At 69.6% G+C, this 22263-nt stretch carries 19 protein-coding genes and 1 pseudogene; 9 read left to right on the top strand and 11 right to left on the bottom strand.

Annotated features, from left to right (window positions below; genetic code table 11):
• Nucleotides 1–1281, bottom strand: a 1281-nt coding sequence (locus CEK68_RS19010) for a discoidin domain-containing protein (RefSeq protein ID WP_193314257.1), incomplete at its 3' end; no start/stop codon positions are given.
• A gap of 378 nt (nucleotides 1282–1659) precedes the next feature.
• Here CEK68_RS19010 and CEK68_RS19005 point away from each other — a divergent pair.
• From CEK68_RS19005 to CEK68_RS18995, 3 genes are all read left to right on the top strand, one after another.
• The gene (locus CEK68_RS19005; protein ID WP_152181492.1) at nucleotides 1660–2598 is read left to right on the top strand and encodes a hypothetical protein; all 939 of its coding nucleotides are present in this window, start codon (nucleotides 1660–1662) and stop codon (nucleotides 2596–2598) included.
• Complete coding sequence (plsB, locus tag CEK68_RS19000; RefSeq protein WP_152240323.1) at nucleotides 2598–5270, top strand: glycerol-3-phosphate 1-O-acyltransferase PlsB; 2673 nt, start codon at nucleotides 2598–2600, stop codon at nucleotides 5268–5270. The genes CEK68_RS19005 and plsB overlap by 1 nt, the downstream gene beginning before the upstream one ends.
• 216 nt (nucleotides 5271–5486) lie before the next feature.
• Nucleotides 5487–6332, top strand: coding sequence for a DUF2884 family protein (locus CEK68_RS18995; RefSeq protein WP_152240326.1), 846 nt, complete (start codon nucleotides 5487–5489; stop codon nucleotides 6330–6332).
• 94 nt (nucleotides 6333–6426) lie between these two features.
• On the opposite strand, the gene CEK68_RS18990 is transcribed toward CEK68_RS18995, so the two are convergent.
• Both CEK68_RS18990 and CEK68_RS18985 read right to left on the bottom strand, forming a co-directional pair.
• Nucleotides 6427–7005 carry a DUF488 domain-containing protein gene (locus tag CEK68_RS18990; RefSeq protein WP_152240322.1) on the bottom strand — a complete coding sequence of 193 codons (579 nt, stop codon included), beginning with the start codon at nucleotides 7003–7005 and terminating at the stop codon, nucleotides 6427–6429.
• Complete coding sequence (locus tag CEK68_RS18985) at nucleotides 7002–7205, bottom strand: DUF465 domain-containing protein (RefSeq protein WP_017908896.1); 204 nt, start codon at nucleotides 7203–7205, stop codon at nucleotides 7002–7004. The genes CEK68_RS18990 and CEK68_RS18985 overlap by 4 nt, the downstream gene beginning before the upstream one ends.
• A 165-nt stretch (nucleotides 7206–7370) precedes the next feature.
• Between CEK68_RS18985 and bamE the strand changes: the two are divergent.
• A pseudogene (gene bamE, locus CEK68_RS18980) lies at nucleotides 7371–7948 on the top strand (outer membrane protein assembly factor BamE).
• Between the two features lie 144 nt (nucleotides 7949–8092).
• Here the strand turns inward: bamE and CEK68_RS18975 are convergent.
• The 8 genes from CEK68_RS18975 to CEK68_RS18940 all read right to left on the bottom strand — a co-directional run bounded on the left by CEK68_RS18975 (nucleotide 8093) and on the right by CEK68_RS18940 (nucleotide 18002).
• Nucleotides 8093–9466, bottom strand: coding sequence for an XVIPCD domain-containing protein (locus tag CEK68_RS18975; protein ID WP_152240321.1), 1374 nt, complete (start codon nucleotides 9464–9466; stop codon nucleotides 8093–8095).
• 11 nt (nucleotides 9467–9477) lie between these two features.
• Complete coding sequence (locus CEK68_RS18970) at nucleotides 9478–10239, bottom strand: hypothetical protein (RefSeq protein WP_226977965.1); 762 nt, start codon at nucleotides 10237–10239, stop codon at nucleotides 9478–9480.
• Nucleotides 10236–10799, bottom strand: a complete 564-nt coding sequence (locus CEK68_RS18965; protein ID WP_152240320.1) for a hypothetical protein — start codon at nucleotides 10797–10799, stop codon at nucleotides 10236–10238. The genes CEK68_RS18970 and CEK68_RS18965 overlap by 4 nt, the downstream gene beginning before the upstream one ends.
• A gap of 412 nt (nucleotides 10800–11211) precedes the next feature.
• Entirely contained in the window at nucleotides 11212–13416 is a 2205-nt protein-coding gene (locus tag CEK68_RS21435) for a methyl-accepting chemotaxis protein (RefSeq protein ID WP_152240319.1), read from the bottom strand.
• A 550-nt stretch (nucleotides 13417–13966) separates the two neighbouring features.
• Nucleotides 13967–15559, bottom strand: a complete 1593-nt coding sequence (locus CEK68_RS18955; RefSeq protein ID WP_152240318.1) for a choice-of-anchor Q domain-containing protein — start codon at nucleotides 15557–15559, stop codon at nucleotides 13967–13969.
• A 286-nt stretch (nucleotides 15560–15845) separates the two neighbouring features.
• The gene (locus CEK68_RS18950) at nucleotides 15846–17396 is read right to left on the bottom strand and encodes a cryptochrome/photolyase family protein (protein WP_152240317.1); all 1551 of its coding nucleotides are present in this window, start codon (nucleotides 17394–17396) and stop codon (nucleotides 15846–15848) included.
• A gap of 49 nt (nucleotides 17397–17445) precedes the next feature.
• Nucleotides 17446–17604 carry a DUF2256 domain-containing protein gene (locus CEK68_RS18945; protein WP_017912123.1) on the bottom strand — a complete coding sequence of 53 codons (159 nt, stop codon included), beginning with the start codon at nucleotides 17602–17604 and terminating at the stop codon, nucleotides 17446–17448.
• A gap of 35 nt (nucleotides 17605–17639) precedes the next feature.
• Complete coding sequence (locus CEK68_RS18940) at nucleotides 17640–18002, bottom strand: hypothetical protein (protein WP_017916661.1); 363 nt, start codon at nucleotides 18000–18002, stop codon at nucleotides 17640–17642.
• A 159-nt stretch (nucleotides 18003–18161) separates the two neighbouring features.
• On the opposite strand from CEK68_RS18940, the gene CEK68_RS18935 reads away from it, so the two are divergent.
• The 5 genes from CEK68_RS18935 (at nucleotide 18162) to CEK68_RS18915 (ending at nucleotide 22043) form a co-directional block, all read left to right on the top strand.
• A complete protein-coding gene (locus CEK68_RS18935; RefSeq protein ID WP_148828619.1) occupies nucleotides 18162–18698 on the top strand; it encodes a DUF2199 domain-containing protein in 537 nt (178 codons plus the stop codon).
• 183 nt (nucleotides 18699–18881) lie between these two features.
• Complete coding sequence (locus CEK68_RS21330) at nucleotides 18882–19241, top strand: hypothetical protein (RefSeq protein ID WP_226977964.1); 360 nt, start codon at nucleotides 18882–18884, stop codon at nucleotides 19239–19241.
• Nucleotides 19242–19296: 55 nt separating this feature from the next.
• Complete coding sequence (ttcA, locus tag CEK68_RS18925; RefSeq protein ID WP_152240316.1) at nucleotides 19297–20166, top strand: tRNA 2-thiocytidine(32) synthetase TtcA; 870 nt, start codon at nucleotides 19297–19299, stop codon at nucleotides 20164–20166.
• Between the two features lie 112 nt (nucleotides 20167–20278).
• A complete protein-coding gene (locus tag CEK68_RS18920; RefSeq protein ID WP_017907953.1) occupies nucleotides 20279–21184 on the top strand; it encodes a recombination-associated protein RdgC in 906 nt (301 codons plus the stop codon).
• Nucleotides 21185–21251: 67 nt separating this feature from the next.
• Nucleotides 21252–22043 (top strand): SprT family zinc-dependent metalloprotease, encoded by a 792-nt coding sequence (locus CEK68_RS18915; protein ID WP_152240315.1) that lies wholly within the window; start codon nucleotides 21252–21254, stop codon nucleotides 22041–22043.
• The last annotated feature ends 220 nt before the right edge of the window (nucleotides 22044–22263 follow it).

Raw genomic sequence — 22263 nt, 5'->3', positions numbered from 1 at the left:
GCCGTCGACGGCGACGTCGTGGATCGGCGACAGGCCGCCGTTCTGCCACGGCGGATTCATCTGCATCGGCCGCACCAGCAGCGACAGGGTGCCGCTGACCGGCGTGGTGCCGGTGTTGCGCAGGCGATGGCGCAGCAGCGTCACCGGCTGGCCGTCGCGTTCGATCGCGAAGGTCTCGCTGCGCAGTTCCAGCCCCGGCTGCGGCGACCAGCGCACCGACGGCATGGGCTTCCAGCCGTCGCGCAAGGCGTGGGTCAGCGCATGGCCGTCGGCGCCGGCGGCGGTGCCGGAGGCGTCGCGCCACAGCGGCTGCACCAGCGGCGCGCCCTTCCACGCCTCCAGGTTGCCGTACTCGTCGAAGATCGATTTCTGCCGGCCGGCGTGGATGCCGACCGCGGTCCAGTAGGTCTGCTGCATGTGCAGCGAGGCCGGGAACAACGCGCGGGTGGCGCCGCGCTGCGCGGCGACCTGGTAGCGCTTCATCGGCGTCATCACCGCCTTCGGCCCCAGCAGGCGCAGGCGCGCCAGGGTCGGCGCGACGCCACCGGGCGCGGCGTCGACGCGCAGGCGCAGCGCGCGCACCGGCAGCGGCGCGGTGCCGGCCAGGTAGGCGCTCTCGCTGTCGCCGGCCTGCGGATCGTCGGCCAGCGTGCGCCAGCGGCCCGCGGCGTCCTGCGCCTGCAGCTGCGCCGCGCCATGCGCACCGGCGAACTCGACGATCAGGCCGGCGCTGTCGAACGCGCGCGGGAAGGCGATATCCAGTTGCCGCGCCTGCGCGCCGGTGCCCGGCATCGCCACCGCGGCACCGCCCTGCCACAGCGCCGCGGCGTCGGCCGCGGACACGCCACGCAACTGCACGGCGCCGGCACCCAGCGGCTCCATCTCGTAGATCGACACGCCCCAGTCGGCGCTGCGCGCGGGCGCAGCCAGGCGCAGGTAGCGGGCCAGCTGCGGCGCGAAGAACACGGTCTCGGTGCCGCCCAGCGAATCGGCCATCGTGTACACCGTGTCCCAGCGCTGGCCATCGCGCGAGGTCTGCAGCAGGAAGCCTTCCGGATTGGAGGTGTCCCATTGCAGGCGCACGCCGCCGACCTGCGCGGCGCGGCCCAGGTCGATCTGGAACCAGTGGCCGTGACTGAAGGCGCCGGCGGTGCGGGTGCTGGCGTCGCCGTCGATCAGATAGCCGATCGCCTGCGCCTTGACCTGCTTGGAGGAACTGGACGCCTGCCATTGCGCACGCGGCGGCAGGCGGCCGTCCTGCGCCTGCACCGGGGCCGTCATCGCAAGTCCGTACAGGACTGCGGACAACACCCAGGCGCAGCGGCGCGCGCCACCGTGACCGAGCACTCGGATGATCTCTGACGAATATCGCACTGGGTCCCCCGGCCAGCACCGCCTCAATCGAGGTGGGCGGACGTTAGCAGCAACTGCAAGCGGTTACATGATGCATTGCAACATCCGCAATCCACTGGCACATCTGGCCATACGCCGACATGCCTGTCCCGACAGCCCAACGCCGGGTCATGAAATGTCCCGCCGCGACAAGCCCAGCCCCCTGGCTGCCTGCCGGTCGTCCCCGCACCGCCGCCCCGCCCGGCTTGCCGGAATCGCCCGCGCCCAGCAAGATGCGGGACGTTTTGGGGAACGAGCCCGCATCGTATGTCGTCCTGCCCGACCCGGGTCATCTCCTCGCGCGCGCTGTGCGTCCTGCTGTTGGCGATGCTCGCCCTGGCCGTGGGCGGATGCAAGCGCACGCCCGCCGAACTGCCCGGCGCCAGCGCCGAGCCGGCGGCCGCAGTGCGCACGCTGGCGCACGCGCTGCAACGCAACGACCTGCTCGGTTACGCCCGCGCCGCGGTGCCGCCGGCCCAGTACCAGCGCCTGCAACAGGCCTGGAGCGAGGACCGCAGCCGCTGGCCGCTGACCGAGCTGCCGCTGGCCGAACGCCTGCCCGAGGTGCTCGACACCCTCGCCGCGCCGGACGCCGAGCGCCAGCTGCAACGCGCCTTCGACGCGCAGTTCGGCGGCCAGGCGGCGAGCCTGAAGCAGGCGGCGCACTCGCTGGGCCTGTTCGGCGTGCAGTTCCTGCGCAACCAGGGCCACTACACGCCCGAACAGCGCGGCCACTACGTGCAACTGGTGCAGGCGCTGAGCGCCTGGGCCGCGCGCGCGCCGCTGTCCGAGCGCAAGCGCGCCCAGGCGGCGCTCGCGCGGCTGTGCGCGGGCGCGCGCCGCACCGGCGTGCGCAGCGATGCCGACCTGCGCACCCTGGGCATGGACGAGAGCCTGCGCCGGCTGGGCCCGTTCCTGGCCGACCTCAAGGCGGTGCTGGCCGACTACGGCCTGGACCTGGATGCCAGCGCCGGCGCGCTGCGCACCGGCCTGGTCAACCAGCAGGGCGACCAGGCGGTGGTGCGCATCCAGTACCCGCTGGACGGCGAACAGATCGACACCACCGCGGTGCTGGTGCGCCGCGACGGGCACTGGTACCTGCGCGACACCCTCAGCGAGGTGGATGCGCTGCTGGCGGCCAGCGCCGGCACCGCCGCCGCGGCCGCGGCACCCGCCGCCGACCCCGTCCCGCCGGCTAAGCGATAATGGCCCAGATGCCAGAACAGAATCCCCTCCCGTTCCCCGACGACGCCGCGGCCGCACGCGCGGCCGACGCGGCACGTACGCCCGCCGACGCGCCCCCCGCCGACCCCGGCGCCGCGCCCTCTTCGACCGTCGTCCCTTCCACCCTGCCCGTGGCCGCACCAGCCGCGCGCCAGGCCAAGGGGCCGCTGTGGGCGCGCCTGCTCGGGCGCCTGGCCGATCCCTGGCTGGGCCTGAAGATCGAACCGGCCGAGCCGGGCCAGTACAACGACGGCCGCCCGGTGGTGTACGTGCTGGAGGACTACGGCCTGTCCAACGCGCTGATCCTGGACAAGGCCTGCCGCGAATCCGGCCTGCCCTCGCCGCTGGTGCCGCTGCCCGGCGACCCACTGGGCCGCAAGCGCGCCTACCTGGCGCTGTCCCGGCGCAGCAGCAACCACGCGCTGCTGCCGGAGCAGCGCGGCGCCAAGACCCACTCCGATTCGCTGGCCAAGCTGCTGCAGGCGCACCGCGAGCGCCCGGACCTGGACATCCACCTGGTGCCGGTGTCGATCTTCGTCGGCCGCGCCCCGGACAAGCAGAGCGGCTGGTTCGCCGTGCTGTTCTCGGAAAACTGGGCGCTGGTGGGCAGCTTCCGGCGCCTGCTCGGCGTGCTGCTCAACGGCCGCAGCACCATCGTGCGCTTCGCCCCGCCAGTGTCGATGCGGCAGACGGTGGAGGAAGGGCTGCCGCCCGAGCGCACCGTGCGCAAGCTGCAGCGCGTGCTGCGCACCCACTTCCGGCGCATCCGCGAGGCGGTGATCGGCCCGGACCTGTCGACCCGGCGCCTGCTGGTGGACCAGGTGCTGGCCGCCGAGCCGGTGCGCGAGGCCATCGCCGCGCAGGCCAAGCGCGACAACAGCAAACCGGTGGACGCCTGGCGCAAGGCGCACGCCTACGCCTGGGAAATCGCCGCCGACTATTCCAGCCCGGTGGTGCGCTCGGCCAGCTTCCTGCTTACCCACGTCTGGAACCGCATCTACGCTGGCGTGCTGGTCCACCACCTTGACAAGCTCAAGGACGCCGCGCCCGGGCACGAAGTGATCTACGTGCCCAGCCACCGCAGCCACATGGACTACCTGCTGCTGTCCTACCTGCTGTACGAACGCGGCATCGTGCCGCCGCACATCGTGGCCGGCATCAACCTCAACCTGCCGGTGGTCGGCACCCTGCTGCGCAAGGGCGGCGCGTTCTTCATCCGCCGCTCGATCAAGGGCAACGCGCTGTACTCGGCGGTGCTCAGCGAGTACGTGGCGCAACTGGTCGCCGGCGGCTACTCGATCGAGTACTTCGTCGAAGGCGGACGCTCGCGCACCGGCCGCCTGCTGCAGCCCAAGGGCGGCATGATCGCGATGACCTTGCGCGCGTTCCTGCGCCAGCCGCGCAAGCCGGTGCTGTTCCAGCCGATCTACGTCGGCTACGAGAAGCTGATGGAAGGCAACAGCTACCTCGACGAACTCAGCGGCCGGCCCAAGGAGAAGGAATCGATCTGGGCGCTGCTGTGGGGCATCCCCAAGGTGCTCAAGCAGAACTACGGCCAGGTGGTGGTGAACTTCGGCGAGCCGATTCCGTTGAGCCAGGTGCTGGCGCAGCGCGCGCCGGAATGGGACGGCCAGCCGTTGGGCGAGGACGAGAAACCGGCCTGGTTGAACGGCACCGTCGATGCGCTGGCGCAGCAGATCCAGGTGCACATCAACGCCGCCGCCGACGTCAACCCGGTCAACCTGCTGGCGCTGGCGCTGCTGTCCACGCCCAAGCACGCCATGGGCGAGGCCGACCTGATCGCGCAGATCGAACTGTGCAAGAAGCTGCTGGCGGAACTGCCGTACTCGGACCGGGTCACGGTGACCCCGCATTCGCCCGAGCGCATCATCGCCCACGCCGAAGAGATCAACGTGCTCACCCGCACGCCGCATCCGCTCGGCGACGTGCTCAGCGTCAACGGCGACAACGCGGTGCTGCTGAGCTACTTCCGCAACAACGTGCTGCACCTGTTCACCGCCTCCTCGTGGGTGGCGTGCTGTTTCCAGAACAACCGCCGCATGAGCCGCGCCGGCCTGCTGCGGCTGGGCCGCACCGTGTACCCGTTCCTGCAGGCGGAACTGTTCCTGCCGTGGAGCGAGGACCAGTTCGCCGAGCGCATCGAACGCACCATCGAGGTGTTCGTGCGCGAAGGCCTGCTGCTGCAGCTCGCCGAGGACGACGGCAGCGTGCTGGCGCGCAACACCGGCCAGACCGACGAGGTGTTCCGCCTGCGCGCCATCGGCCACTCGCTGCAACAGGCGTTCGAGCGCTATTACATCGCCATCTCGGTCCTGGTGAAGAACGGCCCGGGCAAGCTCGGCGCCGGCGAACTGGAGAGCCTGTGCCAGCAGGCCGCGCAACGCCTGAGCCTGCTGTACGCACCGGCGGCGCCGGAGTTCTTCGACAAGACCCTGTTCCGCGGCTTCATCCAGAAGCTGCGCGAACTGAAGCTGGTGTGGCCGGACGCGAACAGCAAGCTGGTGTTCGACGAACGGTTGGATGCGTGGGCAAAGGATGCCAAGTTCATCCTTGGTCGCGAGCTGCGCCACACCATCGAACGGGTCAGCCCGGAAGCGGCCAAGGTCGAGGAGCCGCCGGTTCCGCAGGATTGAAGCGGCAGTCGCCGCACTTGCCGTCGTGATGCGGTGAGATCCTGGCGCGTGGCGACGCGCCAAACAGAAGGGCGCCCTGGTATCACTGCGGCGCGGCGGTTGACGCCGCGGCACAGTGACTTCCGACACGCGACCCAGGGGCCGGTGCGGCCCGAGCATGCTTGAAACTCCCTGCTGCGGGTTCCGGCGATGCGCACAGCTCCTCTTTTCGCTCTGTTGCTGCTTGCCGCCTCCAGCGGGCCCGCGTGGGCCGACCAGGGCGAAGACAGCGGCGACGGCAAGCACGACCATCGGCCGCAGGTGTCTTCGCGCCAGTGCGGCCTGAGCACGCCGTTCAACGTGCTGGCCGACAGCGGCGGCATCTGGCTCACCCGCGACGGCGAGGGACCACGCGAGATCTTCTTCCATGCCGGCGAACTGAGCGTGGATCACCAGGTGCAGCAGATCGGCGACGCCGATGCGCAGCGGCTGCTGGAGATGGAACGCGAAACCCGCGCGCTGATGCCGCAGGTGGCCGATCTCTCTCACGAGGTGGTCGATCTCAGCTACGACGTGCTGGGTTCCGTTGTGGAGATGCTGACCGGCAGTGCCGGCAACGCGCGCAAGATCGAACGGCTGCGCACGCACGCCAATGCCTACGTCGACGGCACGCTCGGCAAGGGGCGCTGGGACCAGGAGGCGTTCGACGACCGGTTCGAGGACTATGTCGAGACGCACGCGGAAAGCTTCGTGGGCAGCATCACCCGTCACGTGCTCTGGCAGGTCATGACGGGCCGTGGGGACGCCGTCGCCGAACGCGCCGACCGCATGGACGCCGCCCTCGAGGCGCGGCTGGATGCGCGCAGCAAGGGCATCGAAACCAAGGCGCAGGCGCTGTGCGCACGGGTGGCGCGGCTGGACCAGTTGCAGCAGGCACTGGAGTACCGCTATCGCGGCCAGCCTCTGCGCCTGCTTGCCGCCAACCAGGACGGAGCGAGCGAACAGGGCACCACCACGCTCGTCAGCACCGACGATACGCCGCGCAGCAATGCGATCGCGGTGCCGTCGGTTCCGCAGGACTGAGTCTGACGCCGCAGCGCGTGGCGCGACCCGCAGTGGAATCCCGGCGCGTGGCGACGCGGCGGACACCCTGACGCAGCGACCATGGAAGCGCGGCTCAGGCGTCGAACAGATCTCCGGTGCGCGGCCCCGCAGCCGCCGCATCGGGCGGATAGACCAACTGCCCCTGCGCGTCGCTGCGCGCAGCCGGGTTGAGCGTGGCCGGCTCCTGGCGGCCGACATCGATCAGGTGCACCACCGGATGGCCATGGTGCAGCAGGTGGTCGCAGACGATCTGGCGGTGGCACTGCCGCCAGTAGGCCTCGGCGCACATGACCGCGCACGCACCGTCCTCGCCGAAGGCCTGCAACTCGGCCAGCGCCTCGGCGAATTCGGCGCCCAGCGCGTAGTCGGCGTAGTGGTGGAAGCTGACGCTGCGCCAGTGGCCGTTGCGCTGCGGATCGACGCCCGGCTGCCTGCCGCGGCGTCCGCCCAGGGCGCGGAAGTGCCGGTAGGCGATGCCCGCCGCGGCCAGCGCCGATGCCAGCGCGCTGCCGTCGAACTGCGGGAACCGCCGCGAAGACGGAAAGGCGCGCACGTCGGCGAGCCGGGTAACGCCGGCGCCCTTCAGGATCTGCAGGAAGGTCTCCAGGCTGCGCGTGGAATGGCCGACGCTGAAGAAGGTCGCCGCGCTCACGCCGGTTCGTCGGGGATCAGCAGATGCTCCAGGCGCAGGATGCAGTCCTTCAGTTGCAGCTTGCGCTTCTTCAGCCGCTTGGCTTCCAGCTCGTCGTCCAGATTGGCCGGGATGCGCTGCAGCTGTTCGTCGAGCGCGCGGTGCTCCCGACGCAGGGCGTCGATGCGCAGGGAGATCTCGGCGGGCGTCAGGGTGTCCACGAGGTTCGAGCATACACAGGCCACCGGTCCGCCGTCACCGTGCAACGCGCCGCTATCCCAGGTGCAGGCCAGCCGGCACAATGCGCGCGGGCGCCGCGGCGGAGGCGGTGCCCTCCCACCCTCGTGCCACCCGCGGCAGGATCGCCGCGCCGAAAGGAGTCAGCCATGCGTTCGTTCCGTTCCCCGTTCGTTCTCGCCCTCGCCCTGGCGGCGGCCCTGCCGCAGCTGGCCGCGGCGGCCGATGCTAAGTTCTCCGGCTTCCTGTGCTGCAACATGCGCAGCGACGGCAGCTGGATCAGCGACAGCAACTACGCCGAAGACGGCAAGCGGGTGATCCCGGCCGGCACGCCGGTGCAGGTGACCGGCTACGGCCGCTACCGGTCAATGTGTTGATCGACCGCAAGAAGCAGTCGATCGGCAACGACTACAGCCGCGACCTGGGCAACGAGGCCTTCGCCCAGCGCTACGTGGTCGCGCAGGATCCCACGGCGAAGCTGGCGGCCTACCCGCCGAAGATCCGCGAGGCGATCGCCGCCAACCGCGTGACCAAGGGCATGACCCGCGAGCAGGTGCTGATGGCGCTGGGCTATCCGATCACCAGCGAGAACCCGAGCCTGGACGCGCCGCTATGGCGCTACTGGCTCGACAGCTTCAACGAGTTCCAGGTGTCCTTCGACGGCGCCGGCAAGGTCGAGAAGGTCACCGCCGATCCGAAGACCCAGAACCTGGTCTGGCAGCCGTAATCCCGGCGCGACTCCACGCGCCATGGCGCCGCGCTTCCGCCTCGGCGGAGGCGGCGCGAAGCGCATGCCATGGCCGCGACCTGCCGCGACCATGGCGCGACGCAAGGGCAGCGGGCGCTGGGCGCATCCCGCCGGCCACTGTGCTCAGCGGCTCAGCACCTGCGGCGGATCGGTCCGCGTCGGGCCCTGTTGCGAGGCCTGCAGCGCCTGTTCCTGCTCCTGTGCCTGGCGCTGCGCCTGCCCCTGCCCCTGCTGCGCTCCCAGTTGCTGCAGTTGCTGGTAGGTCTCCTGCGCCGGCCGCGCGATCGCCTCGCTGGTGGGCATGTGCGCGCGGTTGGCGTAGGGATCGGGCGAAACGTCGCCGCCGTTGCGGTACACGAACGCCAGTTCGCCGCCCTGGTGCGCGGCGGTGGGCCGGTTGAAGCCCACTGCCAGCTGGTCGCGCTCGCTGAAGCCGTTCTGCCTGGCCAGCAAGGTCAGGCTGGCGGTCATGCGCTCGCTGTTGTCGTCCCAACCCTTGCCGATCGCCTGTTCGGCCTGGGCCACGCCGCTGCGGACCCGCTCGTGCAGGGCGCGATCGGCGGCACCCGGCGCGGCGGTCGGCTCGCTGGCGCGCGGCGCAGGCGGCTCGGGTGTCGGCGCCGGTGCGGAGCCATCGCGGAATCCCGCCGGCAGCACATCGCGCGGCACCTGCGCGGCATCGATGCCGACCGCCTTCAGGTCGGCATGCACCGCCGGCGGCGTGCGCTCGGGATGCTGCGCCTGCGCCCGGTCCTCGGCATCGGCGATCTGCGCCAGCGCGCGCTCGCCATAGTTCTGCGGATAGCCGCGCGCGTCGTAGAACAGCTTGCCCATCGCCTCCACGTTGCGCGGATTGTCGGCGTCGATCTTCAGGTCCTTGCCGAAGCTCAGCCCATCCTTGGGAGTGTAGGTGGCCTTGCTGCCCACGCCCTGCTTGTCGATGTAGCTCGCCATCTCGCTGCTGGCGTTGTACAGGTCCTTGAGCGTGGCCTTGGGATTGGTGCGGGTGACGTAGTCGGCCAGCGTGTTGACCCCGGCGATCTCGTCCTTGGCCTCGCGGGTGCGTTGCTCCTGCTCGTAGGCCTGGAGCGTGGCGGTGTAGTCGTGCGGCGAGGGCGAGGCGGCGATGCCGTCGACCTTGGCGGCGAACGCGGCATCGCTGCGGTCGATGGCGGCCTTGTTGATCGCATGGCCGATCTCGTGGCCCAGCACGATGCGGGCGGTGTTGGCCGAATCGTCGCGCGGCGCGTTCATCTTCGCCGTGGCCAGCACGTCCATCGGCAACTCGATCTGGCCCGTGCGCGGGCTGTACGAGCCGGTACCCGCCTCGGGACTGGGCGCGAAGCCGGACAGCTGCTGTTGCCCGATCGCCTGTTCCACCCGCGCGCGCAGCTCCGGCGTGTTGTCCAGCATCTGCCGCAGCGCCTGGCCTTCCTTCGGATGTGCCTGCGCGAAGGTGTCGACCATGCCCTTCAGGCGTTCGTCGTCGTGTGCCATCTCCGCTCTCCTCAGGCGTCGACCAGGATCTGCAGCATCTCCACGCACGCCTGCGCGTCGTGTTCGCCAGCGTCCTTGCCGAGGAAGGCGTACACGGCGACCGCGCCGCGTTCGAAATGCCAGCGGCCGGCGCTGCCCTGACGCGGCGGCGCGATCCAGCGCGGCACGAAGCCGGCCGCGACCAGCGCCTGGCGATACCCGACCAAAGATTGCGTGCATTGCGCCGGTGCCGCGCCCGGCGCGGGCGTGAAGCGTAGGTCCAGCCGCGACGGCGGCGCAGCATCGGCATCGGCGACCGATTCCAGCGTGTAGCCGCCACCGCCGGCGAGCGTGCCGGACGCGCTGAACGCATGCCCGCCCTCGTCCTCGACCTGCAGACCGGTCTGCGCCGCGACCTGCGCGGCGACCAGGTCCTGCCTGCCGCCGATCGCCAGGATCAACCGTACTACGCCTTGTGCCAGGTGCTCTGGCGTCATCTCCGACATGGTCCGCTCCGTGTGTGCAGGGGTGATCGAGGGGGAAGAAGATTGCGCACCGGCACAGGCGGCCAGCAACGCGGTGGCCAACAGCAGGGCCGCGCGCGGCGCATGGTGCCTGCCGGCTACGTGCCGCGACCCGCGGCGATTGCGATACAGCATCCGCTCCATGAAACGCCTCTCCGTCAAACGCCTTCCGCGCGCGCAGCGGGGCGCGGTCAGGCATGAGCATGCGATTGTAGCCAGCGCCTCGGCGTCCCGCAGCCCGCCGCTGCCCACGCCGCGCTGGAACGTCACTCCCAGTCGGCGCGACGCTGCCAGACGAAGCCGGGCAGATCGATGCGCTTGCGCGGCGTGCCGTCCCAGTCCACGGTGAAGCCGGCCGCACGCAACGCCGCGGCGACCTGCTGGCCGACCGCCAGGTCTGCGTCCTCGCGTCCTTCAAGATCGCCGAAGGCCAGCATCAGCCCACCGCCGTCGATGGCGCGCTCCATGTCCTGGCCGTGATAGAAGCAGTAACCGTGGTAGCGCCTGTCCGGCGTGTCGGCCACCGCCTGGTTCACTTCGACGTGGCCATCGGACATCGTGTAGCCGGCATTGGCCAGGGCGCAGATGCCTGACGCGTGCAGTTGCTCGAACAGCGCATCCAGCCGGTCGCAATCGGTCTGCGTCGGCCAGGTCTGTTCTGCCTGCTGCTTGGCCTGCCACTGGCTGGCGACCGAGGCGCGCAGCATCGCCTCGTCGCAGTCGTCTTCGAGGATATCCTCGATCATCTCCTGGATCTCGTCCTGGGAGTAGAACCCGGACCAGACCCATTTGCGGATCTCGTCGTACACGTAGGCGTCGGATTCGTTCATGGCAGCATCTGCGCGCTTTCGGGGAACCTCCATGATTCCACACGTCAGCAGTCGCTGCAGCGCCTCGGGAGGGGTCACAGGAGGTCTCTGCGTCGTGGTGGATCCGCGCATCGCCCGCGTGCTTTGCAGGCGCGGGCGCCGACGCACTGGCTGACTGTTGATACAGGCGCGTCCCGGCTACCAGAGGCTTGCCTGACCTCGTCTTGCACTCGCGCTGGCGCACCAGCGACGCTGCACACGACGGAACAGCAGGCGATAAAGGCCCGACGGGCAACGGGGTTTCCATGAAACAGCATCCGCGACCATGGGCCGCGCTCCTGCGCACCTACGCCGTGCACGCTTCTCCCCGGGAAACGCGGGGAGAGGCGTGGCGAGCGCGCTGCGGTCAGCAGCGCGCGCCGTCTCAACGTCCTTAGCAGGCGTGTTCGACCAGCAACGGTGCCACCTGACGCGGACCGCGCCGCGAGGTCGAGGTACCGGCCGCACCCAAGGGCTTGGCCTGGCTCCGCGCCGTCAGGTCGCCGTTGCCGCCGGACAGGACGAATACCTTCACCGCATCGCTGAGCTGGATCGCCTGCTCCTCCATCGCCTGGGCCGCCGCCGAGGCTTCTTCGACCAGGGCGGCATTTTGCTGGGTGGCCTGGTCCATGTGGGTGATGGTCTGGGTGACCTGTTCGATGCCGCTCGACTGCTCCTGCGAGGCGGCTGAGATCTCGGTCATGAAGTCGGTCACGCGCTGCACGCTGACCACGATCTCGTGCATGGTGCTGCCGGCGCTGTTGACCAGCAACGAGCCTGCGTCCACCTTGCTCACCGACTCGTCGATCAGCTGCTTGATCTCCTTGGCGGCCTCGGCCGAGCGCTGCGCCAGCACCCGCACTTCGCTGGCGACCACGGCAAAACCGCGGCCCTGCTCGCCGGCGCGCGCCGCCTCCACCGCGGCGTTGAGCGCAAGGATGTTGGTCTGGAAAGCGATGCCGTCGATCACGCCGATGATGTCGGCGATCCGCCTGGACGAGGTCTGGATGCCGTTCATCGTGTCGATGACCTGCGCCACCACCGCGCCGCCTTGCGACGCCACCGCGGTCGCGCCGATGGCCAATTGATTGGCCTGGCTGGCGCGTTCGGCATTCTGGCGCACGGTGGAGGTCAGTTCCTCCATCGAGGCGGCGGTTTCCTCCAGGCTGGCGGCCTGCTGCTCGGTGCGACGCGACAGATCGGTGTTGCCGGCGGCGATCTCGCTGGCGGCGCCGGTGATCTGCCCGGACGCATGCTGGATACGGCCGACGATCCCGGTCAGCTGGGCCACGGTGGCATCGGCATCTTCGCGCATCTGCGCGAACACGCCCTGGAACTGCCCCTCCATGCGCGTGGTCAGGTCGCCGCTGGCGATGTCCTGCAGCAGCTTGGACAGGGCCTGCAGATTGCCGTCGGTGGTCGCCATCAACTGGTTCAAGCCCTCGACCATGCCGCGGAAGTCGTACTGGAAGCGCGCGGTGTCGCCGCGCACGGCGAAATCGCCGGCGGCCGCGGCGTCGACCAGTTGCCCGATCTCGGCATTCATCGCCGACAGATTGCGCTTGACCTGATCCATGGTCTCGGTGAGCGCGGCCTGCTCGCCGGGCAGGCGATCCATGTCCTGCGACAGATCGCCGATCGCATAGCGCCCCATGATCTCGAGCAGGCGCTGCTGGAGGCTCACGTGCATGTCGAGCAATGCATTGCTCTCCCGCACCATGCGTGCGTATTCGCCGGGAAACGCCTGCTCGTCCATGCGCTGGCTGACGTCGCCGCGCTCGTGGTGCCTGGCCACCTGCGACTGCGCCGCCATCACCGCCTGCAGCTGCGCCTGCATGCGGTCCATGCTGGTCAGCAGGCGGCCGGTCTCGTCCTTTGGCTGCGGCGGGATCCGATGGTCCAGCCGGCCCTGGGCGATGGATTCGGCGATTTCGGTTGCGCGCCCGAGCGGTCCGGCCAGGCTGCGGGTGATCAGCACGCTCAAGGTCGCGCCGAGCACCGCCGCCAGCAGGCCGAACCCGATCAGGGCACGATTGCTGAAGACCAGGGCCGCCTGAATCTGCTCGGAGCTGAGCGCGTTCTGCCGGATCTGCAGATCGACCGCGTTCTGGATCACCTCCACGCGCCGCGCCAGCAACGGCGCCGCATCGCCGTACAGCAGTTGCTTGGCCGCCTCGATCTCGCCGGAACTGGCCAGCGCCAGCACCCGGCTGTTGACCGACCGCGCGGCCGCCTGCGCGTCATGGATCTGCTTGCGCATGGCCAGGCCTTCGGCGGTGCCCGGCAGGGCGTCCAGGGCCTTGCGACGGCGATCGTTGTCGACGCGGATCTCCTGGATCTTCGCGGCGAGCGCCGGGCGCTTGTCGGCCGGCGACAGCATCATGTCGCGCAGGTAGCGCTCCGCGCTCATGTTGTTGCGCAGCATGGTGTACAGCAGTTCGGTCTTCAGATTGTTCTCGTGGACGATCTTGTCGACCGCCTGGCGCACGTTGTGGAACTGGTAGAGCGCCAAGGTAGAGGAAGCGCCAAGCAGTACGATCAGCAGGCCGAACGACAGCGCAAGGCGCTGACTCACCTTGAAGGAGTGAAAGAAGTGCATCGTGGGGGGGACTCGCGAGGGGGGGTACCTCTATCGGTCTCGGTCCCGCGAACTTGACCCCCAGCGAGCGACCCAGGTCCCAAATCCGGAAAGTCGCAGGCGCAGACGTCGGTGGCGTCGCATCACCGCGCGGCACCGCCGATGCCCAGGAAAGCAGATACGCCACCGTATCGTCCGCAGCGCGCACGTCAGGCGCGAACGGCGTTGTTGGCGCACATCGCGACGCACGTCATGCCTGCAACGGCGAGGTCTGCGCGGCGTCGGCCGCCGCCTGGCGCACATCGTCAGGCGCACCGGACGAGCGGCGGCGCATGTAGAGCGCACAATCGCGGCGTGATCGCTCAACGTGGCGGCCGCATGCAGCGAGGACTGGTCTGCTGCGCGTGGTGCGGCATGACGGCACAGTCGCGCCGCCTGGTGCCGTAGTGCCGCATCCGCGCAGCAAGCGACGTCGCCGCACACGCTCCTCATCCCGGCGACGGACGCGCGGCCGCACCGGTCAAGCCGGCGCGACCGCGCGGTGCCATGCACGCAATGACGGTGAATCGGCCTACTTGACCTCCACCGCGCCGAGATCGCACACGGCGGTATTGCGGGGATTGCCGCGCTGGTCGATGGCGGCGCAGTTGCTGCCGGCATTCAGCGCCGGGCTGTTGGCCGCAGGCAGCTGGGTGAGGGTCGGCCCGCCGTTGCTGGCCGGGGCCGACAGCAGCGGATCGGCCGCTTTCACGTTGCCCGCGGCCAGGCAGGCGTTCGGCCAGACTGCGCCCTTGGCCGAGTACTCGATGAGGTTGTTGCCGGTGTTGCTCTGGTTGTTGCAGAACACGCGCTCGGTCTTGGAGTACAGGATGCTGTTGCGGAGGTCGAACTTGTCGCCGAACAGCGTCACCCACGGCGTGTTTTCGGCGAAGGTGACGTTGTTGAAGCGCACGCTGGGGCTGCCCTGGTCGCCGTTGGCCGGCTGCCAGCCGACATGCTGGATGGCCGCGCCCACGCCTTTCGCATAGTTGCCGTAGAAGGTGCTGTTGCTGACATCGCAGGCACCGTAGCAATCCAGGTACAGCGCGCCGGCGTTGCCCTGTTGGGCCTTGTTGGACAGGAAGCTGGTCTCGGCGACGTTGATGGTGCCCGGCGTGGTGATGGCGGTGCCGGCATGCGAGGTGTCGGTGAAGCCCATGCTGATGCGCGCGCCGCCGCCCGGACCGCCGGTGGCGACGTTGTTGGCGAAGGTGGAGTACTTCACGTCGATGGTGTCCGGCGCGTACGCCCACAACGTGGCGCCGCCGGAGCCGTTGGCGGCGACGTTGTTGCGGACCACGGTGCCGCACACCGCCAGCGTGCCGCCGCTGCCGACGCCACCCTTGAGATAGCCGGCCAGCGATGCGCCGTCGGTGTCGATCGCACCGCCGCCGCCGAAGTTGCCGGCATCGGGGAAGCCCTGCGGCGCATTGATCGCCTGGTTGTTGGCGAATTCCGAGCCGACGATGGTGAGCCGGCTGAGCTGGGTGTACAGCGCGCCGCCGAGCCAGGAGCTGTTCTTGTAGAAGCCGCTGCGGACGATGGTCACCTCGGCATCGCTGCCGGCGAAGATGGCGCCGCCACCGATGCTGCTGCGGTTGGCCAGGAACTGGCTGTTGATGACTTCCAGCTTGCCGCGGTAACCGACCTTGATCGCGCCGCCACCCCAGGTGCCCGGGTCGTAGGCCTGGTTCGATGCCGGCTGCACGGAGCTGCCGTTCTGCAGTTTCAGGTTGCGCACTGACAGCGCGCTGCCGGCGTTGACCAGCAGGATTCGGGCGGACTGGCGGCCGTCCAGGGTGATCTTGCCCTGGCCGTCGATCACCGTGGGCGTGGTCGCCGCGATGGTGATCGAACGCGCGACGGCGATGCTGGTTGGCTTGGTGCCGCAGTTGAAGGTGATGTAGCCGCCCTGCGCCGCGGCGGTGGCCAGCGCGCTGGCGGTGCAACTGGCCTGCGTGCCGGTGCCGACCACGGTGGTCGCGGTCGGCAGCGCCCAGGCCTGCGGCACGCTGCATTGCGGCGCCGCGGGGACGGCGGCGATCGCCGTGGCGGCGGTCATAAGGGAGAGGACACCCAGTGCGCGTGCGCTGGTGGTGAGGGAGAACGTCGTGGTCATGATCATGCTCGATAGGGTTGCGGGGGAACAACACGACGCGCGACAGTCATCCGACTGTCATCCACGTCGCTGACACCTCGAGTGCAACCGGCGGCCTGCGCCGACCGGCGGCATAGGGTGCTTGAGCGCGTGTCGATCGGCCAGAACGCAGGTAGCAGATCGCGCGATTGCGTGCGCCGCGCATGCGACAGCGTGCAGATGCGCGGCGCGCGGCACGCTTTGGGTGCGTCGCAGGGCACGTTCCTGCATCGCATCCGGCGGCTGCGGATGCGCGCGAGGCGCCTGGCCCGCGCTACAGCGTGTCCAGACCTTCGCGCAACTGCTGCGCCTGCGCGCGCAGGGCCTGCAGTTGCGTGGCCGGCAGCTTGCCGAGCTGGCGGTAGACCATGTCCAGGCGGCGATTGCGCCCCAGCGTGTCCTGGTGCCGGGCGAAGAAGTCCCAGTACAGCGCGTTGTAGGGGCAGGCACGCGCGCCGGTCTTCTGCTTGCGGTCGTAGCGGCAGCCCTGGCAGTAGTCGCTCATGCGGTCGATGTAGGCCGCGCTGCTGACGTAGGGCTTGGTCGCGAGCAGGCCGCCGTCGGCGAACTGGCTCATGCCGACGGTGTTGGGCAGTTCCACCCATTCGAACGCGTCGATGTAGACGCCCAGGTACCAGCGGTGCACCGCGGCCGGATCCAGGCCGGCGAGCAGGGCGAAGTTGCCGATGACCATCAGCCGCTGGATATGGTGCGCGTACGCATCCTGCAGCGATTGGCCGATGGCGTGCTGCAGGCAACGCATGTGTGTCTCGCCGGTCCAGAACCAGGCCGGCAGCGGCGTGTCATGGCCGAGCGCGTTGCGCGCTTCATAGCCGGGCATGTGCGCCCAGTAGATGCCGCGCACGTACTCGCGCCAGCCGAGGATCTGCCGCACGAAACCTTCCACCGCCGCCAGCGGCGCGGCGCCAGCGCCATAGGCCGCCAGCGCGCGCTGCACCACTTCCTGCGGCCGCAGCATCTTGGTGTTGAGGGCGAAGGAAAGCTGCGAATGGAACAGGCGCGGACTGCGCGTGTTCATCGCATCCTCGTAGCGGCCGAAATGCGGCAGGGCGTCGACGATGAAGCGATCGAGGCAGGACAGCGCCTCGGCCCGGTTCAGCGGCCAGCGCACCGCCTCTGCCTGCGGCTGACCGAAACTGTCCACGCCGGCGGCCTGGATGCTGGCCCACAGCGCGCGGTGATCGTGGGTCGGGCGCGCATCGGGCGGTGGCGGCGGCTCGCCATGCCAGGGCTGGCGATTGTCATGGTCGTAGTTCCACTGCCCGCCCTCGGGTGTGCCGTCATCCGCCAGCAGAATCCGGTGGCGCTTGCGCATGTGCCGGTAGAAGTGCTCCATCAGCCACTGCCCACGCCCGCGGAAAAAGTCCGCCAGTTCGCCGCGGCGCGTGTAGAAGTGCGTGCTGTCCACCGCCTCGACGACGAAGGCCTGCGCCGCGCCCCACTGCCGCAGCTGCTGGTCCAGACGCCATTCGTCCGGATCCTGGTACTGCAGGCGCTGCGCACCGTAGTGCGCCATCAGCGCACCGAGATTGGCGGGGATGGACTGGCGGTTGCTGGCGTCATCGATCGCCACGTAGCGCACGCGGTGGCCGGCGCTGCGCAGGTGCCGGGCGAAATCGCGCATCGCGGCGAACACCGCCAGGATCTTCTGCGCATGGTGCAGGACGTAGTCGGTCTCCTGCCGCACTTCCATCAACACATACACCACGCCGGGATCGCGCACGTCGAACCAGGCGTGCTCGGGATCGAGCTGGTCGCCGAGCACCAGGCGCAGGGTTTGGGCGGTGGATGGCACCGGACTCATGCAGCGCGGCACGCCCGCGGGCATGCGGTGCGCCAGCGCACGACCCGGCTCATGGCGCCTCCGGCGCGCGCACGCGCTTGCGCTCGCCACGGCAGCGGTCGGAACAATACTTCACCTCGTCCCAGACCTTCTCCCACTTCTTGCGCCAGCGGAACGGCCGGCCGCAATGCAGGCAGGGCTTTTCCGGCAGATCCTGTTTCTTGCGCATGCGCGATCCGCAGTTCGCTCAGGGGTCGCTGTCGCTTACGGCTGCGCCGGCCACTCGCGGAACACCACGCAGACCGTGGTCGGGTCCAGCATCGCGAACTCGCGTGCGCCCCAGGGCTTGAGCGCGACGGTACGGCAGTTCGGATGCAGCCACTGCGGTGCACGTGCGGACAACTCCGCATAGATCGTGTCGATGCTGTCGGTTTCGATGCCCAGTTCCGGCCGGTCCTTCGCCGCCCACTCGGCGTTCTCCACCAGATAGGCCTTGGCGCCGTCGCGTGCGATCACCGCCATCGTGGCGTCCTGGTACAGCACCTGGAATCCCAGGCCGCCGACGAAGAAATCCAGCCCGTCCTGCATGCGCGCGTAGAAGATCTTGGGGATGAGGTTCTTGAACATGAGGCGACCTTGCGTCGGTGACCAGTGGCGAGTGTAGCGGGCCGGTCCCGGCACGGCATGACGACAAAAACAGGGGCGCCGGATGCCTGCCGCGCGCCGAGGCTGGCGATGCCGCAGGCGGCTACACTGGCCAGCCTTCTTGCCGCCTCGACCCCAACCATGACGTTCCGCTTCACCTGCAGCGCCTGCGATCAGGTCCACGAAGGCATGCCCGGCTTCAGCGTGGCGGCGCCGCTGAGCTATGCGCTGATTCCGGAGGCGCAGCGGGCCACCCGCTGCGAGCTGGGCTCGGACGATTGTGTGATCGACGAGGCTCACTTCTTCGTCCGCGGCTGCATCGAGATCCCCGTGCATGGCCACGCCGAACCGTTTTCCTGGGGCGTGTGGGTCTCGCTCAGCGAAGCCAGCTACCTGCAGTGGGTCAACTGTTTCGATCAGCCGCAGCGTGCGCATGTGGGGCCGTTCTTCGGCTGGCTGAACACACGCCTGTCGCCGTATCCGGAGACCGCCGGCCTCAAGACGCAGGTCCATCTGCGCAACGACGGCATTCGCCCATGGATCGAACTGGAGCCGACCGCGCACCCGCTCGCAGTCGAACAGCGTGAAGGCATCTCCGAGCAGCGGGTGGCCGAACTGTTTGCGCTGATGACGCACACATCCATCTCCGTTGCGACGGACCAGGGGACGACGCCATAACGCTGTCGTCGGTGTGGATGTTTGTAGGCCGCGGGCCGCGTTTCCGTCCGGTGTAGCGGAGGCGTGGAGCCGCGCGCGGCGCCGCGGCGGTACGCTGACCCAAGACCCGGTCGGCGTCGGCGCGTAAGACTCGACGGTGTACGAAGGCCCATTCCGACCGAACATCAGCACTACGAAATTGGCGTGTCGGCTGTGCCGGGGCATCGCATCCGCGAAGCGGTGACGTCGCACGCCGCTAGGCACCGCCCCGAATCGGAGCAGCACATGGGATATGAGTATTGCCTGACGTTTGCCGACGCCGATCCAGCAAAGGTACGGCATGCCATCGGCCAGCTGCCGGGCGTGGAAGATGCGGACGCACGCGACGGGGATGCCGGCGCCACCGCCGCGCTGGCACGACCGATGCCGGACGCGATGATGTGGTGCACCGCCGATGGCCTGCTCTTCTGCGCGAACACCCGCGAGGGACTGCGCTGCCTCGGCACCGTCATCGCCCGCCTGACCAGCACGTTCGGGACGGTCGAGGTGGCGGAACTGGAATGACCGGCAACGCCGACCGCGCGGTGCTGCGCCGGCCGCGCCGACTACACTACCGCCGATGACCTCGCCCCTGCCCCTGCCGCCGCTGCACCCGCTCGCCGATCCCGCACCGCCTGCCGCCCGCAACGCCGCGGCGCTGGGCAAGCGCCTGTGTCGGCAGGTCGGCCAGGCCATCGCCGATTTCGGCATGATCGGTGCCGGCGACAAGGTCATGGTGTGCCTGTCCGGCGGCAAGGACAGCTACACCCTACTCGACATCCTGCTGCAGCTGCAGCGCAAGGCGCCGGTGCCGTTCGAGCTGGTGGCGGTGAACCTGGACCAGAAGCAACCGGGGTTTCCCGCCGACGTGCTGCCGGCCTACCTGCGCCAGCGCGGCGTGCCCTGGCATGTGATCGAGCAGGACACCTATTCGGTGGTCACCCGGGTGGTGCCGGAAGGCAAGACCCTGTGTTCGCTGTGCTCGCGGCTGCGCCGCGGCGCGCTGTACCGCTACGCGGCGGAGAACGGCATCACCAAGATCGCGCTGGGCCACCACCGCGACGACATCGTCGCCACGTTATTCATGAACCTGTTCTTCCACGCCAAGCTGGCGGCGATGGCGCCGGTGCTGCGCAGCGACGACGGCCGCCACGTGGTGATCCGGCCGCTGGCCTACGTGCGTGAGGACGACATCGCCGCCTACGCGCAGGCGCAGGGCTTCCCGCTGATCCCCTGCACGCTGTGCGGCAGCCAGGAGACGCTGCAGCGCCGCCAGGTCGGGCAACTGCTGCAGCAGTGGGACCGGGAGCATCCGGGGCGCGTGGAGCAGATCGCCCGCGCGCTGGGCAACGTGCATCCGGCGCAACTGGCCGACCGCGCGCTGTTCGACTTCGCCGCGCTCGGCGGCGCGGCCACGGCCGGCGCCTGGGCGGACGACCCGTTGGGCTGATCCATCTCGCTGAACCGCCCGATGCGGTGCCGGGGCGGGCGCGATGCGACAATGGCCACCGCTCCCCGGCGCATGCCGCCGGACCGTTCCGTTTCCTTCCGCTGGATGCTCGATGTTCTTTCGCAATCTGACCCTGTTCCGCTTCCCCACCACGCTCGATTTCTCCGAGGTCGAAACGCTCCTGCCGGAGGCCCAGCTCAAGTCGGTCGGCCCGCTGGAAATGAGTTCGCGTGGCTTCATCTCCCCGTTCGGCCGCGACGAGCAGGAAGCGCTCTCGCACCGCATCGCCGACTTCCTGTGGCTGACCGTCGGTGGCGAGGACAAGATCCTGCCCGGCTCGGTGGTCAACGACCTGCTCGCGCGCAAGGTCGCCGAGATCGAGGAGAAGGAAGGCCGGCGCCCCGGCGGCCGCGCGCGCAAGCGGCTCAAGGACGACCTGATCCACGAGCTGCTGCCGCGCGCCTTCGTCAAGTCCTCGCGCACCGACGCCATGCTCGACCTGCAGCACGGCTACGTCGCCGTGGATACCTCCAGCCGCAAGACCGGCGAGAACGTGATGTCGGAGATCCGCGGCCTGCTCGGCAGCTTCCCGGCGCTGCCGCTCAACGCCGAAGTGGCGCCGCGCTCGATCCTGACCGGCTGGATCGCCGGCGAGCCGCTGCCCGAAGGCCTGAGCCTGGGCGAAGAATGCGAGATGAAGGATCCGATCGAAGGCGGCGCGGTGGTCAAGTGCCAGCACCAGGAGCTGCGCTGCGACGAGATCGACAAGCACCTGGAAGCCGGCAAGCAGGTCACCAAGCTGGCGCTGGTGCTCGACGACCACGTGTCCTTCGTGCTCGGCGACGATCTGGTGATCCGCAAGCTGAAGTTCCTCGACGGTGCGCTGGACCAGCTCGAGCATGCCGACCAGGACGGCGTGCGCGCCGAACTGGACGCGCGCTTCGCGCTGATGAGCGCCGAAGTGCGGCGCCTGTTCCTGTTGCTGGAAGCGGCGCTGAAGCTGAGCAAGGCCGACTGATGCCGCGGCGCAGGCGGCCGCACACGGCTGTCACCGTGCGCACCCGCGCCGGCGGTATGCTGTGCCCATGCCCGATCTGCTCCGTCGCCTGATCGCGCCGCCCCCGGCGGCCGTCGAACGCGACCTCGTCTGCTTCCGCCTGGACGAGCGCGAGGTCGAGGTGCTGCGCGTGCGCGATCCGCGCGCGCGGCGCATCAAGCTCAGCGTGGACGAACGCGGCGCACGCCTGACCCTGCCGCTGCGCGCCAGCCTGATCGCCGGCGAGCGCTTCCTGCTGGAGAACCGGCAGTGGCTGGCGCAGCAACTGTCGCGCTATGTCGCCGCCGAGACGCTGACGCCGCTGCGCCCGGGCGAGGCCGGCGAACTGCCGCTGCGCGGGCAGTCGCTGCCGGTGGCCTGGCACGACGCCCGCTACGCGCGCATCGAGGTCGCCGACGGCGTGGCCCACCTGCACCTGCCGCCACGCGGCGGCGACGCGGCGCTGCGCCGCGCGCTGCGCGATTTCTACGAAGCCCAGGCGCGCGCCGACGTCGGCCGCTGGCTGCCGCGGTACCTGCCGTCGCTGCCGCGCGCCCCGCGTGCGGTGCGTTACAAGGTCATGTCCTCGCAGTGGGGCTCGCTGGCGCCCGACGGCAGCATGGCGCTGGATCTGGCGCTGGTGCTGGGACGCCCCTCGGCGTTCGAGTACGTGCTGGTGCACGAACTCTGCCACCTGATCCAGGCCAATCATTCGCCGGCGTTCTGGCACGAAGTGGAAGCGCGCTTCCCCGACTGGCGCGCCGAGCGCACCTGGTTCCACCAGCATGGCCGCCAGCTCAAGGCGCACCTGCGCTGGCTGCTGCGGCCCGAGCGCGATTGAAGAGCGCCTCCACGCACGATGGAACATGCGCCGTAGGAGCGGCTTCAGCCGCGACGGGCTCCACCGGGAACGCCCGTCGCGGCTGAAGCCGCTTGTGTCAAATAAGGGTCTATCGTTGTAGGTGAGAGCGGAGTGCGGCAGGCCGTTTAGCCGCAGTGCCAGCAAGCACGAGTAGGAGTCAGCGCCGCCGCACTCCGGTTCTCCTGCCTGACAAGCCAGA

It is taken from the genome of Xanthomonas sp. LMG 12461, from assembly GCF_009192935.1.
Lineage (GTDB): Bacteria > Pseudomonadota > Gammaproteobacteria > Xanthomonadales > Xanthomonadaceae > Xanthomonas_A > Xanthomonas_A sontii.
This window is presented reverse-complemented; position numbering and strand designations above follow the sequence as displayed.